This window comes from Streptomyces cathayae, assembly GCF_029760955.1.
In the GTDB taxonomy this organism is placed as follows: domain Bacteria; phylum Actinomycetota; class Actinomycetes; order Streptomycetales; family Streptomycetaceae; genus Streptomyces; species Streptomyces cathayae.
On sequence record NZ_CP121682.1, the window covers coordinates 5,065,281 to 5,079,868 of the forward strand.

At 71.0% G+C, this 14,588-nt stretch carries 11 protein-coding genes and 1 tRNA gene; 2 read left to right on the forward strand and 10 right to left on the reverse strand.

What is annotated here, in order from left to right; all coding sequences use genetic code 11:
* Window positions 1-274: 274 nt before the first annotated feature.
* Window positions 275-2,209 carry a heavy metal translocating P-type ATPase gene (locus PYS65_RS23170; protein WP_279335853.1) on the forward strand — a complete coding sequence of 645 codons (1,935 nt, stop codon included), beginning with the start codon at window positions 275-277 and terminating at the stop codon, window positions 2,207-2,209.
* Window positions 2,210-2,279: 70 nt separating this feature from the next.
* Here PYS65_RS23170 and PYS65_RS23175 read toward each other — a convergent pair.
* From PYS65_RS23175 to PYS65_RS23185, 3 genes are all read right to left on the reverse strand, one after another.
* A tRNA-His gene (locus PYS65_RS23175) sits at window positions 2,280-2,352 on the reverse strand.
* A gap of 120 nt (window positions 2,353-2,472) precedes the next feature.
* The gene (gene orn, locus PYS65_RS23180; RefSeq protein ID WP_279335854.1) at window positions 2,473-3,075 is read right to left on the reverse strand and encodes an oligoribonuclease; all 603 of its coding nucleotides are present in this window, start codon (window positions 3,073-3,075) and stop codon (window positions 2,473-2,475) included.
* A 216-nt stretch (window positions 3,076-3,291) separates the two neighbouring features.
* Window positions 3,292-4,572, reverse strand: a complete 1,281-nt coding sequence (locus tag PYS65_RS23185) for a GlxA family transcriptional regulator (RefSeq protein WP_279335855.1) — start codon at window positions 4,570-4,572, stop codon at window positions 3,292-3,294.
* A 970-nt stretch (window positions 4,573-5,542) separates the two neighbouring features.
* Here PYS65_RS23185 and PYS65_RS23190 point away from each other — a divergent pair.
* The gene (locus tag PYS65_RS23190; protein WP_279335856.1) at window positions 5,543-6,085 is read left to right on the forward strand and encodes a universal stress protein; all 543 of its coding nucleotides are present in this window, start codon (window positions 5,543-5,545) and stop codon (window positions 6,083-6,085) included.
* 33 nt (window positions 6,086-6,118) lie between these two features.
* Here the strand turns inward: PYS65_RS23190 and glmS are convergent, their stop codons facing one another.
* The 7 genes from glmS to desA form a co-directional block, all read right to left on the reverse strand.
* On the reverse strand, window positions 6,119-7,936 hold the full coding sequence (glmS, locus tag PYS65_RS23195; RefSeq protein ID WP_279335857.1) for a glutamine--fructose-6-phosphate transaminase (isomerizing): 1,818 nt from the start codon (window positions 7,934-7,936) through the stop codon (window positions 6,119-6,121).
* Window positions 7,937-7,948: 12 nt separating this feature from the next.
* Window positions 7,949-8,206 carry a hypothetical protein gene (locus PYS65_RS23200; RefSeq protein WP_030217181.1) on the reverse strand — a complete coding sequence of 86 codons (258 nt, stop codon included), beginning with the start codon at window positions 8,204-8,206 and terminating at the stop codon, window positions 7,949-7,951.
* 130 nt (window positions 8,207-8,336) lie between these two features.
* Entirely contained in the window at window positions 8,337-9,263 is a 927-nt protein-coding gene (locus PYS65_RS23205; protein ID WP_279335858.1) for a DUF4429 domain-containing protein, read from the reverse strand.
* Between the two features lie 101 nt (window positions 9,264-9,364).
* On the reverse strand, window positions 9,365-11,137 hold the full coding sequence (locus PYS65_RS23210; protein ID WP_279335859.1) for an IucA/IucC family protein: 1,773 nt from the start codon (window positions 11,135-11,137) through the stop codon (window positions 9,365-9,367).
* Window positions 11,134-11,700, reverse strand: a complete 567-nt coding sequence (locus tag PYS65_RS23215; RefSeq protein WP_279335860.1) for a GNAT family N-acetyltransferase — start codon at window positions 11,698-11,700, stop codon at window positions 11,134-11,136. Before PYS65_RS23215 ends, PYS65_RS23210 begins: the two co-directional genes overlap by 4 nt.
* Window positions 11,697-12,989 (reverse strand): lysine N(6)-hydroxylase/L-ornithine N(5)-oxygenase family protein, encoded by a 1,293-nt coding sequence (locus tag PYS65_RS23220; RefSeq protein ID WP_279335861.1) that lies wholly within the window; start codon window positions 12,987-12,989, stop codon window positions 11,697-11,699. Before PYS65_RS23220 ends, PYS65_RS23215 begins: the two co-directional genes overlap by 4 nt.
* Entirely contained in the window at window positions 12,973-14,415 is a 1,443-nt protein-coding gene (desA, locus tag PYS65_RS23225) for a lysine decarboxylase DesA (RefSeq protein ID WP_279335862.1), read from the reverse strand. The genes PYS65_RS23220 and desA overlap by 17 nt, the downstream gene beginning before the upstream one ends.
* Window positions 14,416-14,588: the final 173 nt, after the last annotated feature.

Genomic DNA, 14,588 nt, shown 5'->3' on the forward strand with positions numbered 1-14,588 from the left:
CCCGGTGTGACCATGGGCGGGGGAGGGTACGGGGGTGGGTATGCGCCATGATCACCAGCACTTTTCGGACCCGGCCGAGGACACCCGGCCCACCGGTCACCACGACGGACCTGAGGGGAACGGGGAGCCCGCGGCGCACGGCGCTCACCACGGGCCGGCCGATCACGCCGGTCGTGCGGATCACGGTGGTCATGCGGATCACGCCGACCACGCCGGTCATGCCGACCACGCCGGTCATGCCGACCACGCCGGTCACGGTGACCACGGTGATCACGTGGAGCAGTTCCGGCGGCTGTTCTGGTTCATGCTCGTCCTGGCGGTCCCGGTGGTGGGGTTCAACGGGATGTTCGCCCACCTCGTCGGCTACGACCTGCCCGAGGCGGGGTGGGTGCGGTGGATCTCCCCGGTGCTGGGCACCGTGGTCTACGTCTGGGGCGGCCGGCCGTTCCTGACCGGAGCCGCCTCGGAGATCCGCTCCCGCGCGCCCGGCATGATGCTGCTCATCGGCCTGGCCATCACCGTCGCGTTCGTCGCCTCCTGGAGTGCGACCCTCCACCTGGTCGACGACGAACTGGACTTCTGGTGGGAGCTGGCCCTGCTGGTGGTCATCATGCTCCTGGGCCACTGGATCGAGATGCGCTCCCTGGCCCGGACCACGTCCGCGCTCGATTCCCTGGCCGCCCTGCTGCCCGACGAGGCCGAGCGGGTCGAGGGCGACGACGTCGTGACGGTCGCTCCGGCCGACCTGGCCGTCGGCGACGTCGTCCTGGTCCGGCCCGGCGCCTCGGTGCCCGCCGACGGGAAGATCGTCGACGGTTCGGCGAGCATGGACGAGTCCATGGTCACCGGTGAGTCCAGGCCGGTCCGCCGGGAGCCCGGTGAGCAGGTGGTCGCCGGCACCGTGGCCACCGACTCCGGGCTGCGCGTGGAGGTCACGGCCGTCGGTGAGGACACCGCTCTGGCCGGCATCCGGAAACTGGTCGCCGACGCCCAGTCGTCCTCCTCGCGCGCCCAGCGCGTCGCCGACACCGCGGCGGGGTGGCTGTTCTGGTTCGCGCTGGGCTCGGCCGCGCTCACCGCGGCCGTGTGGAGCCTCGTGGGCCTGCCCGACACCGCCGTCGTACGGACCATCTCCGTGCTGGTCATCGCCTGCCCCCACGCCCTGGGCCTGGCGATCCCGCTGGTGGTGTCCATCGCGACCGAGCGGGCCGCCCGCGCCGGCGTCCTGGTCAAGGACCGGCTGGCGCTGGAGTCGATGCGCACCGTCGACGCGGTCCTGTTCGACAAGACCGGCACCCTGACCAAGGGCGAGCCCACGGTGACCGGGATCGAACCCGCCGGCGGCCGTACCGAGGACGAGGTGCTGGCCCTGGCCGCCGCGGCGGAGAACTCCAGCGAGCACCCCCTGGCCACGGCCGTCGTCGGGGCGGCACGGACACGCGGGCTGGAGGTGCCCGGGTCCACCGACTTCTCCTCCTCCCCGGCCGTGGGGGTGCGGGCGGTGGTGGACGGCACCGTGATCGCCGTGGGCGGCCCCTACCTCCTCGAGGAGCACGGCCTCGACGAGCTGCCCGTCGCCGACACGTGGCGGAAGGAGGGCGCGATCATCCTGCACGTCCTCGCCGACGGCCGGGTGATCGGTGCGCTGCGGCTGGCCGACGAGATCCGGCCGGAGTCCCGCGAGGCGGTGGACGCTCTGCACGCGGCGGGCGCCCAGGTCGTGATGATCACCGGCGACGCCCGTGCGGTGGCCGCCACCGTCGCCGGGGAACTGGGCATCGACCGCGTGTTCGCCGGGGTGCGGCCCGAGGACAAGGCGGCCAAGGTCGCGGAGCTCCAGGCGGAGGGGCTGAAGGTCGCCATGGTCGGCGACGGGGTCAACGACGCCCCGGCCCTCGCCCAGGCCGACGTCGGTATCGCCATCGGCGCCGGCACCGATGTCGCGATCGGCTCGGCCGGGGTCGTCCTGGCCTCCTCCGATCCGCGCGCGGTGCTCTCGGTCGGGAAGCTGTCGCGGGCGAGCTACCACAAGATGAAGCAGAACCTGTGGTGGGCCGCCGGCTACAACCTCTTCTCGGTGCCCCTGGCCGCCGGTGTGCTCGCGCCGCTCGGGTTCGTCCTGCCCATGAGCGTCGGCGCGATCCTCATGTCCGCGTCCACCGTCGTGGTGGCCCTCAACGCCCAACTGCTGCGCCGACTGGAACTGTGAGGTGCGGCGCTCCACGGGAGGGGGCGCCTCGCACGCGAAAGAGGCCCCCGAGGGGGCCTCTTTCGATCAGGGTGAGTGACGGGACTTGAACCCGCGGCATCCTGGACCACAACCAGGTGCTCTACCAGCTGAGCTACACCCACCATGGCCGGTACCGGTGAAGATCGGTGTCTTCCCCGACCAGCCGAGAAAAAGTGTACCTGGTCCGAAGGGGTGCTCGCGCCAGGGTTTCGCGGCGCCCCTCGGACGGCGGCCTCACACGCCTACTGAGCAGGCAGGACGTGCTTGGCGGCGATCTTCTTCGCGGTGTCGGAGTCGGGGCCGGGCTGCGGTACGAAGACGGCCTCGCGGTAGTAGCGCAGCTCCGCGATGGACTCGCGGATGTCGGCCAGCGCGCGGTGGTTGCCGTTCTTCTCGGGGCTGTTGTAGTACGCCCTCGGGTACCAGCGGCGCGACAGCTCCTTGATGCTGGAGACGTCCACGATGCGGTAGTGCAGGTAGTCCTCCAGCGTCGGCATGTCCCGCAGCAGGAATCCGCGGTCCGTGCCGACGGAGTTGCCGCACAGGGGCGCCTTGCCGGGCTCCTTGACGTGCTCCTTCACATAGGCGAGGACGCGCCGCTCGGCGTCCTCGAGCGTCGTGCCGTCCGCCAGTTCGGCGAGCAGCCCGGACGCGGTGTGCATCTCCCGCACCACCTCCGGCATCGTCTCCAGGGCCCCTTCCGGGGGGCGGATGACGATGTCCACACCGTCGCCGAGCACGTTCAGCTCGGAGTCGGTGACGAGGGCGGCCACCTCGATGAGCGCGTCGTCGGACAGCGAGAGGCCGGTCATCTCGCAGTCGATCCACACCATGCGATCGTTCATGTGTCTCACCTTACGGCGCGCGGAAGGGTGGGTGACCCGTCGGGGACCGGGTGAGTGATGCGGGCGGGAAGCGGGCGGCGGGCGGGGGGAACCGGGCGGGGGGAACCGGGCGGAGAGCGGGCAGAGAAGCGGGCCGGGCCGGAGACGGAAGTCTCCGGCCCGGCCCGTCGGCCGATCCTTGTCGCGCGGCCCTGTCTCAGGTGCTCCAGGTCCGCCTCACGGCGCGCTGCGCTGCCCCGGCACGCCCGCCCGCGGGACGTACGCCTCGCGGCCCGGGTCCGCCGAGGCCGCCAGGGACGGCCCGCCCAGGGCGCTCGCGGCCGCCGCACGCCGGGACTGGTGCGGGACGGGGTTGTCCGGGTGCGGCGCGGTGGACGCCGGGCCGGCCTGCCCCGGGTGCCCGTACGGGTGCGCCGGGCCGGACGGGACGGCTCCCGGGGTGTTCGGGATGCCGTCGGCGCCCTGGTTCCGCTCGGTCTGGGGGCGTCGCGCGCGGTACGCGGCCCGGTAGGCGGCCGGGGACGAACCCAGCTGGCGCCGGAAGTGGCCCCGCAGCGCGACCGGTGAGCGGAAGCCGCAGCGGCCCGCGACCTCGTCCACCGAGTAGTCCGACGTCTCCAGCAGGCGCTGGGCCTGCAGCACCCGCTGCGTGATCAGCCACTGCAGCGGCGCGCTGCCGGTCAGCGAGCGGAAGCGGCGGTCGAACGTACGACGGCTCATGTACGCGCGTGCCGCCAGCGTCTCCACGTCGAACTGTTCGTGGAGGTGCTCCAGCGCCCAGGCGACGACCTCGGCGAGCGGGTCGGCGCCGATCTCCTCGGGTAAAGACCTGTCGAGATAGCGCTCCTGACCGCCCGTCCGGCGCGGCGGGACGACGAGGCGCCGGGCGAGTGCCCCCGCTGCCTCGTTGCCGTGATCCGCGCGCACGATGTGCAGGCACAGATCGATTCCGGCCGCCGTACCCGCCGATGTCAGCACGTCGCCGTCGTCCACGAAGAGTTCGCGCGGATCGACGTGGACCGACGGATAGCGTTTCGCCAGCGTCGGCGCGTACATCCAGTGGGTGGTCGCCGGACGGCCGTCCAGCAGGCCGGCCGCCGCGAGCACGAAGGCGCCGGTGCACAGGCCGACGATGCGGGCGCCCTCCTCGTGGGCACGGCGCAGCGCCTCGAGCGCGTCGTCCGGTGGCGGCGAGGTGATCGAACGCCAGGCGGGCACGACGACGGTGCCCGCGCGGGCGATCGCCTCCAGGCCGTGCGGCGCGGTGAGTTCGAGACCCCCCGTGGTCCGCAGCGGGCCCCCCTCGCCGGCACTCACCAGCAGTCGGTAGCGCGGTACGCCGGCGTCCTGGCGGTCAATCCCGAACACCGACAGCGGTATGGAACTCTCGAAGATGGGACCGCCGCTGAACAGCAGTACGGCGACGATCTCCTTGCGACGTCGCCCGGCGAGTTTCCGGGCCGCGATCTCCGGCGCGGCAGTGGAGTCGTGGCTCATACTGCTAAGCCCCCCTCGGTGGTCGCGGCGCCTCGATCCTTTCGGGTCTGTCGCTCCAACACGTTTCCCCTCGGTCCTGCACGAGTCCCCCGCCGTAAGACAGTCAAGATCGAATCTACTGTGTCCCGTCGCGTCCGGGTGGCCAGTTCGGCTCCGGCGCATTGTCGACTTGGCAACTTGGCGTGAAGCATTCGATCACGAAGGGTCGCACTCGTGGGCCGTGCAGGGAAGTGCGCCTCGTCGCGGTGGCCAATCCCCGTAGGGTGCGCGGGGGTCGCCGACCCCTTTTTGTGCAGGTCGAACGGGGGTTGGGGGGTGGCCACGGCAGGAGATGCACAGGTTGCGGAAGTTGGCTGAAAAGATACGCCCGTGGGCGCGGAAACCGGTCACGCGACCGGTGTATCCCGGCCGCCCCGCGCCGCCCGCCCGGAACCGCACCGGAACCGCACCGGAACCTCACCGGAACGGGGTGACCGGCGCCGGCGGGGACCCGGAGGCCGCCGGGCGGACCACGCCGGTGACCCGGCCCCGGGAGGACTCCCGGCGCGAAGGCCCCCCGGGGGCCCGGCGCACGGTCCGCCCCCGGCGGCGGGACGGGGCCCGGAGGCGAGGCGCTCCCTGTGGCGTGGCTCACGGGGGTCAACGCGCGGCAGGGGTGCCGGTCACTGCGGTTCCGGGACGGAACCCCGGATCAGGGGATCCCCGGGCCTTCGGAACCACGGCGTACGGCGACCCCCTCGCGGCTCGGTCCACCCCGCGCAAACCGTCTGTACAGCGCAGCGACCGTTGCGTGCCGGGTGCCCCCTCGGGCATGCTCCGGGAAACCCGTCGGCCCGCTCGGGCAGGGGTCTGGGCCGATAACGCGTACCGCCGTACCCTTGGGGGTATGGGGTGGGGAAGATGATTCCCGGACACAGCTCCGACGCACCCTGTCGTCACCCATCACAAGGATCACAACGCCGAGACAGCCATGGCCGGTCACGAATTCTTCGAACCCGCGGATCGTAAGCGCCCCCTCGCCGACCCCACGGCGGCCGAGTCGCTCGGGGCCGATCCCCTGGGCGCGGAAAAGTCGCGCCAACCGTGCGATCCCGCGTTCCGGCACGGTGTGGTCGTCGGCTTCGACGGCTCCACCTCCAGCGAGCGGGCCCTCGCCTACGCGATCGGCATGGCCCGCCGCTTCGGCTCCGCGCTGATCATCGTCCATGTCGCCAACCGGCTGCCCACCACCGTGTGGGCGGGCTGCGAGCCGCCGGTCTTCGTCGACGTCCCGGACCACCGCACCGAGGTCCTCGGCCTCGAACTGGCCTGCGCGGACCACCTCACCGAGGTGCCCTGGATCCTGGTCGAACGCGGCGGCGACATCTGCCACGAACTCGAGGAGGTCGGCCGGGAGTACGAGGCCGACGCGATCGTCGTCGGCTCCACCCACGGCCTGGTGGGCCGGCTCTTCGGCTCCGTCGCCGGCCGGCTCGCCAAGCGGGCCCAGCGCCCCGTGGTGGTCATCCCCTGAGGCGCCGGCCCGCCGGACGGCTTGGGCCCGTCGCTATTCGACCGTGACCGACTTGGCCAGGTTCCGCGGCTTGTCGATGTCCCGGCCCAGGGCCAGCGCCGTGTGGTAGGCGAGGAGTTGCAGCGGGATGCCCATCAGGATGGGGTCCAGCTCGTTCTCGTTCTTCGGGACGACGATCGTGTGGTCGGCCTTCTCCTGCTCCCGGTGGGCGACGGCCATGATCGGGCCGCTGCGGGCCTTGATCTCCTCCAGGGCCGCGCGGTTCTTCTCCAGCAGGTCGTCGTCGGGGACGATCGCCACCGTGGGCAGCGCGGGCTCGATCAGGGCCAGCGGGCCGTGCTTGAGCTCGGACGCCGGGTAGGCCTCCGCGTGGATGTAGGAGACCTCCTTGAGCTTCAGGGACGCCTCACGGGCCACCGGGTAGCCCCGGACCCGGCCGATGAAGAGCATCGAGCGGGCCTCCGCGTACTGCAGGGCCAGCTTCCTGATCTCCTCCTCCTGCTCCAGGATCTCGGTGATCTGCTCCGGCAGCCTGCGCAGCCCCTCGATGATCCGCTTGCCGTCGCTCACCGACAGGTCGCGGGTGCGGCCCAGGTGCAGGGCGAGGAGGGCGAAGGCGACCGTGGTGTTGGTGAAGCACTTCGTGGACACCACGCAGACCTCGGGACCGGCGTGCACGTACATGCCGCCGTCCGCCTCGCGGGCGATCGCCGAACCGACGACGTTCACCACGCCCAGCACCCGCGCGCCCTTGCGCTTCAGCTCCTGCACCGCCGCCAGCACGTCGTACGTCTCACCGGACTGGGACACCGCGATGTACAGCGCGTCGGGGTCGACGACCGCGTTGCGGTAGCGGAACTCGGAGGCCGGCTCGGCGTCGGCCGGGATGCGGGCCAGCTCCTCGATCATCTGGGCGCCGATCAGCCCCGCGTGGTACGAGGTGCCGCAGCCGAGGATCTTCACCCGGCGGATCCGGCGCGCCTCACGGGCGTCCAGGTTCAGGCCGCCCAGGCGCACTGTGGAGAACCGGTCGTCGATCCGGCCCCGCAGTACCCGGTCCACGGCCTCGGCCTGCTCGTGGATCTCCTTGTGCATGTAGGTGTCGTGGCCGCCCATGTCGTACGAGGCGGCCTCCCACTCCACGGTGGTCGGCTCGGCCGTCGTACGGGTGCCCTCGGTGGTGTAGGTGCGGAAGTCGTCGGCCTTGAGGGTGGCCATCTCGCCGTCGCCGAGGGTGACGACCTGTCGGGTGTGGGTGACCAGGGCGGCTATGTCCGAGGCGACGAACATCTCCTTCTCGCCGATGCCGAGCACGACGGGCGAACCGTTGCGGGCCACCACGATGCGGTCCGGGAAGTCGGCGTGCAGCACGGCGATGCCGTAGGTGCCCTCGACGACCCGCAGCGTCTCGCGGACCTTGTCCTCCAGCTTGACGGCCTGCGAGCGGGCGATCAGGTGGGTGAGGACCTCGGTGTCCGTCTCCGAGAGGAACTCGACGCCGTCCGCCTCCAGCTTGCGGCGCAGGTCGGCGGCGTTGTCGATGATGCCGTTGTGGACGACGGCGACCTTGCCCTCGGCGTCCAGGTGCGGGTGGGCGTTCACGTCGGACGGGGCGCCGTGGGTGGCCCAGCGGGTGTGGGCGATGCCCGTGGTGCCCTTGAAGCGGGCCGGGACCTTCGCCTCCAGCTCGCGCACCCGGCCCTTGGCCTTGACCGTCCTCAGTCCGGCGGCCTTCGGCGACGTGATGGCGATGCCCGCCGAGTCGTAGCCCCGGTACTCCAGGCGCTGCAGGCCTTCGAGCAGCAGAGGGGCGACGTCACGCCTGCCGATGTATCCGACGATTCCGCACATATGGGTGTGTTCCTAGCCGTAGACGATGCGCCGCAGCTGGCGGAGCGAGAGCTCCGGCGGGGCCACCGCGCGATAGCGGAGATCCGCCTCGATCCGTTCGAAGATCGTCGCGTTCACCAGGCCCTGGGCCTGGAGCTCGCGGTGGCGGCGACGGACGTACTCCTCGGTCGTCTCGTCGAAGTAGGCGAGCACGTCCTGGACCACGCGCAGCGCCTCGCCCCGGCTGAGGGGTGTGGACCGCGTCAGATGATCGACCAGTTCGTCGTGCACCCGATGATCCTGAGGTAACGGGGAGGCTCGCGCAAGAATCCTGCCCGATTTCGGGCAGGAAAGCGTACGGAGTGTCGGCAGTGGTGGACGGCGGTCGTAGACGGTCGACGGTAGACGGAGGCGGGGACGTTTACATGCGCTTCAGGACCGCCTGTTTGGCCAGGGTGAACTCCTCGTCCGTCAGGATGCCGGAGCGGTGCAGTTCGCCCAGCTCGCGCAGCCGGCGCAGCAGCGCGTCGTGCTCGTCCTCGGCGGTGGCGACGGAGGTGCCGGGGGCGGCCTCCGGTACTGCCGGGTGTGCGTGCCCGGCGCGGTCCTGGGCGGTGTCGCCCCCGAGGGCGGGCACGGAGTCCCTGGCGGCGGGGTGGGGCAGACGGGCCTGGACGGCGGCGGCGACGAGCGCCATCAGGGGGTCCTTCTTGAAGCCCCACAGCTCCACCGCGTTGGGGTCGTACTTGGCCGGGGCCTTGGTGGGCGCGCTGTGCACGAGGAAACGGAGGTGGCCGTTCTCCAGTCCGGTCGCCGGCACCCACTCCACGGCGGCTATGTCGGTCAGCGCGAGGGTGCGGGCGCCGGCGGCGGACTTGGCCTCCTCCGTCTTCCAGTTCCACTCCAGGCGGATCCGCTCCCCGTCGAAGCTCACCGAACCGTCCCCGGCGGAGGCGGACAGCGGTACGGACGGACCGGGCAGCAGGTACTCCGGGACCGGGTCGGAGGGGACCTGGTCCAGCAGCAGGGCGTTGCGCACCTCGTCTGCGAAGTACTCGGCGACGCCGTACCGGTCGGACTCCACGACCAGTTGGTACGGGTCGTGCGACTCGGCGAGTCGGCCGCCGGTCGCCTGCAACAGAGGGTCGGCGCCCTCGCGCAGCCGCAGCCTGAGCCGCCCTGTTTTCTTGCCCTGCTCGAACGAGACCCCCGCCAGCGCGCCGAGCGGGACCAGCAGTTCGCCCAGGGTCCTGCGGAGCAGCCCGACGTTCTTGTCCCGTCCGGGGGTCAGTCGCAGGGCGTTCCCGTCGAAGACCCAGGTTCCGTCCTTCTGGATGATTTCCGCCATGGGAGGGATTGTTTCACCCGATCGGGGGAGAGCGGTCCGCCCGGGCCAGGCCCCCTGCCGCCGGCCGGGGCCACCCCGGGCGGCGGCCCCGGCCGGGCGGGTCAGAGTCCCGCGAGGGGGTTCTTCAGGGTGCCGACCAGCTGGAGCGCGCCGGACGGGTCCGCGAGGTCGACCATCTGCCGGTTGTCGCGCAGCTGGAGCCGGTTGAGGCAGGACAGCGCGAACTCGGGGGCGAACAGGTCGTACCGGGCGAACTTGTCGGCGAGTTCGGGCACCGACGCCTGGTACTCACGGGTGATCTCCGCGACCGTCCGCCAGAAGTCGTCCTCGGCCAGGACGCCCGCGGAGGCCAGGTCGGAGGCGAGGAAGCGGAAGAAGCAGTCGAAGACGTCCGTGAAGACCGACAGCAGCTTCTGGTCCTCCGGCACCTCCACGCGGATGCGGGAGACCTCCGGCGGCAGCACCGCGTCCGGGTCCAGCACCGCGATCTCCTCGGCGATGTCCTTGTAGACCGCGCGCCGCACCACCCCGTCCTCCAGCACCAGGACCACGTTCTCGCCGTGCGGCATGAACACCAGGTCGTAGGCGTAGAAACTGTGCAGCAGCGGGGTGTAGTAGGCGCGCAGGTAGTGCCGCAGCCAGTCCGCCGGGGCCAGCCCGGACCGCTCGATCAGCGCGCCCGCGAAGGACGTCCCCTCGTGGTCCACATGGAGCAGGGAGGCCATGGTGGCGAGGGACTCGCCGCCCTGCAGCGAGGGCACCGGGCTCTCCCGCCACAGCGCGGCCAGCATCTTGCGGTACGGCGAGTGGCGGTCGGTGGCCTGCTCGTACTCCAGGTGCCGGTAGCCGACCGCCGCCCGTTCCCGGATGATCGTCAGCCCCGTCGAGCTCAGTACCGGGTCGTTCTCGATCAGCCGCGCCAGCCAGTCGTTGATCGCCGGAGTGGCTTCCATGTAGGCGGCCGAGAGGCCGCGCATGAAGCCCATGTTGAGGACGGACAGGGCCGTCTTCACGTAGTGCTTCCGGGGGTCCGTCCGGTTGAAGAAGGTCCGGACGGACTGCTGGGCCAGGTACTCGTCGTCGCCCTCGCCGAGGCACACCAGGTGGCGGCGGGCGACCTCGGCGGCGAAGGTGACGGTGAGCTTGTTCCACCACTGCCAGGGGTGGACGGGGATGAGGAGGTAGTCGGCCGGGTCGAGGCCCTGGCCGGTGAGCGTCCGGTGGAAGCGCTCGACGGTGTCCCCGCCCAGCTCCTGGCGCAGGAACGACTCGTACTCGATGCCCACGCCGGCCGTGAACGCCGCCCGTGAGCGGTGCGCGGCCAGCCACACCAGCCGGACCGGGTTCGCCGTCTCCGGCGCGTAGGCGCGGTACTCGTGGATGCCGAAGCCGAGCCGTCCGTTGTTGGCGACGAAGCAGGGGTGGCCCTCGGTCATGCCGGTCTCGACGGCTTGGAAGCCGGCGCCGACCAGCTCGGCCGAGGTGACCGGCGGCTTGGCGAGCTTGTAGCAGGTGCCGGAGAGGGTGGAGGAGATCTCCTCCAGGTACACCGGCAGGACCTCGTCGCCCAGCCCGAGCGACTTGTGCAGCTCGATGAAGAAGTCCAGGGCGGCCAGGGGGAGTTCGGTGCCGTCACGGTGCCGGCTGATGGAGTCGGCGGCCACCTGCCAGTGGTCCAGGGCGCGGCGGACGGCGGTGAAGCGGTACTCGGTCAGGCCGTCGTCGCCGCGGACGACGTAGCCGTCCCCGCCGGTCTCCTCGGGGTGGATCAGCCGCTCGTGCGCGAACTCGGCGAGCGCCTTGCGGATCAGCAGGCGGTTGGCCCTCTCCCAGCGTTCGGGGGTGAGGTGGTCCACGGCGTCGGCGGGGCTCATATGCCCACCCCCGTGGCCGCGGCGAACTGTTCGCGGGTGCAGAAGCTCAGCAACGCCTTTTTCTCCGGCTTGTCGATCTCGCGTACGGGGACGAAGCCCACGGCCTCGTTCAGGGCGTGCACCGCCTTGTTGGACACGTCCGGTTCGACGACGACGCGCCGGACCGCCGGGTCCCGGAAGAGGTGCGCCAGCACGGCGGTGATGACGGACCGGGTGAAACCGTGCACCGGGGTGTCGGTGGGCGCGACCAGGAAGTGCATGCCGACGTCCCCGGGCTCCGGCTCGTACAGTCCGGCCAGCTCGCGGTGGGCGGGGTCGTACGCCTCCATCAGGAAGGCGGGCCGGCCCTCGTGCAGCCCCAGGTGGGCGTGGTGGTGCTCGTCGGCCGCGATCCTCATGTACGCACGCTCGACGTCCTGGAGCCTCGCGTCCCGCATCATCCAGAACGCGGCCTTGGGGTCGGTGACCCAGGAGTGCAGCAGTTCGGCGTCCCGGAGCGGGTCGAGCGGCCGGACGGTGAAGGTGCCCAGTGCGCACCGGTAGCCGCTGTCGGTGATGCTCATACGGTGAACTCCTGGAAGGCGATGGACTTCTCCACGGGGTAGTACTCGGAGCCCAGCATCTCGCGGATGATGCAGCTGTTGCGGTACGGGCCCATGCCCAGGTCGGGGCTGGTGACGCTGTGCGTGTGGAGGCCGGCGTTCTGCAGGAACACGCCCCGGCCGGTCACGTCGACGGCGTAGTTGCGGGCCACGTCGAACCGGCCGTGGCCGTCGAAGCGGAGCCGGCCCTGGACCGGTTCGAGGAAGGCCGGCTGCTCGTAGTGGTAGCCGGTGGCCAGCACCAGTCCCTCGGTGCTCAGTTCGAAGTCCTTGCCCTGCTCGTCCTGGTGGAAGCCGAGGGTGTATCCGCCGTTCTCGTGGCGGGCGCTGACGAGCGAGGAGTTGGTGAGCAGCCGGGTGGGGACCGCGCGGTCGCCGCTCTCGATGTTCTTCTGGTAGAGCAGGTCGAAGATGGCGTCGACGAGGTCGGAGTTGATGCCCTTGTACAGGCCCTTCTGCTGCTTCTCCAGCCGGTAGCGGGTCTCCTCGGGCAGCGCGCGGAAGTAGTCGATGTAGTCCGGGGAGGTCATCTCCAGGGTCAGCTTGGTGTACTCCAGCGGGAAGAACCGCGGGGAGCGGGTGACCCAGTTGAGCGAGTAGCCGTGGACGTCGATCTCGGAGAGCAGCTCGTGGTAGATCTCGGCGGCGCTCTGCCCGCTGCCGACGATCGTGATCGACTTCTTCTGCCGCAGTTCCGCCTTGCGGTGCATGTACGCGGAGGTGTGCAGCAGGTCGCCGTCCAGGCCGCGGCACGGCTCGGGCACGGACGGCACGGTGCCGGTGCCGAGCACCAGCCGGCGGGCGCGGTAGGTGTCACCGGCCGCGGTCCGTACGGCGTACAGCTCGGTGCTCTCGTCGTACGTCACCTCGGTGACGGTCGCACCGAAGCGGATGCTGCTCAGCCGGCCGGCGGCCCAGCGGCAGTAGTCGTCGTACTCGACGCGCAGCGGGTAGAAGTTCTCCCGGATGTAGAACGAGTACAGACGGCCCTTCTCCTTCAGGTAGTTGAGGAAGGAGTAGGGGGAGGTCGGGTCGGCGAGGGTGACCAGGTCCGACATGAACGGTGTCTGGAGGTGGGCTCCGTCGAGGAACATCCCGGCGTGCCACTCGAAGTCCGGCTTGGACTCCAGGAAGACGCCGTCCAGGTCGTCGATGGGCTCGGTGAGGCAGGCGAGGCCGAGGTTGAAGGGGCCCAGCCCGATCCCCACGAAGTCGTGGGCGGTGTCAGGGGCTTCAGGAAGCGCGGTCAAGGGACTCTCCCAGGTACTGCTCGGCGTGGCCGGCGATCAGATCGAGGACGGCGGTGATGTCGGCGGTCGTGGTCTCGGGGTTCAGCAGGGTGAACTTCAGGTAGTGGCGGCCCGCCACCTTGGTGCCCGCGACGACCGCGTCACCGGAGGCGAACAGGGCTTTGCGGGCGTAGAGGTTGGCCCGGTCGATCTCGGCGGGGTCGGTGACGGCGGCCGGGACGTAGCGGAAGACGAGCGTGGACAGCGACGGTGCGACGACCACGTCGAAGCGCGGGTCGGCGGCCAGCAGCTCCCAGCCCTCGTGGGCCAGGTCGCAGACCTCGTCGAAGAGCCCGCCGATGCCGTCGGCGCCCATCACGCGCAGCGTCATCCACAGTTTCAGCGCGTCGAAGCGGCGGGTGGTCTGCAGGGACTTGTCGACCTGGTTGGGGATGCGCTCGGTCACCATGCGGCGCGGGTTGAGGTACTCCGCGTGGTAGGTGGCGTGCCGCAGCGTGGCCGCGTCGCGGACCAGTACGGCCGACGAACTCACCGGCTGGAAGAAGGACTTGTGGTAGTCGACGGTGACCGAGTCGGCGCGTTCGATGCCGTCGATCCGGTCCCGGTGCTTCAGCGAGGCGAGCAGTCCGCAGCCGTAGGCGGCGTCCACGTGCATCCAGACGCCGTACCGGGCGCACAGTTCGGCGATCTCGGGCAGCGGGTCGATGGAGCCGAAGTCGGTGCTTCCGGCGGTGGCGACGACGGCCATGGGGACGAGGCCGTCCTCGGCGCAGCGGGCCAGTTCGCGGGCGAGGGCGACGGTCTGCAGCCGCTTGTCGTGGTCGACGGGGAGCGGCACCACCGCGTCCGGGCCGAGGCCGAGCAGTTTCGCGGACTTCTGCACGCTGAAGTGGCTGACCTCGGAGGTGAGGACGCGCAGTGTCGCGAGGTCGCCGGTCTTGGCCTCCTCGCGGGCCAGCAGCAGCGCCTGGAGGTTGGACTGGGTGCCGCCGGAGGTGAACACCCCGTCGGCGGACGGCCCGAGGCCGATGCGGGCGGCCGTCCAGTCGATCAGTTTCCGCTCGATGAGGGTGCCGCCGGCCGACTGGTCCCAGGTGTCCAGGGAGGAGTTGACGGCACAGAGCACCGCCTCGCCGAGCACGGCCGGGATGACGACCGGGCAGTTGAGGTGGGCGAGGTAGCGGGGGTGGTGGAAGTAGACCGCGTCCCGGAGGTAGACCTCCTCCAGTTCGTCCAGCGCCGCGGTGGTGTCGTGCAGGGGCCGGTCGAGGTCGATCCGCTCGATGGCGGGGGCGAGGGCGTCGACCGTGACGCCGGTGAACGGGCGTTCGGTGGTGGCGAGTTTGGCTGCCACCCGCTCGACTCCTTCGGTCACGGAGCGGCGGTAGTGCTCCGCGGTGGTGTCGTTGAGCAGGTGCGAGCGCATGTGGGGGCCTCCGGTGGGGATGGTCCGGTGCGGGGAGGGAGCGGGGCGCGCGCCGCGGTGCGGCCCGCTTTTACTTAGGTGAGCCTAGCCTAAGTAGATTGGCTCTCTTCCTGCTCCGGCCGTGACCGTGATCACTCCGCCACGAGGTGTACGGGGCGCTCAACTGGCGTGAT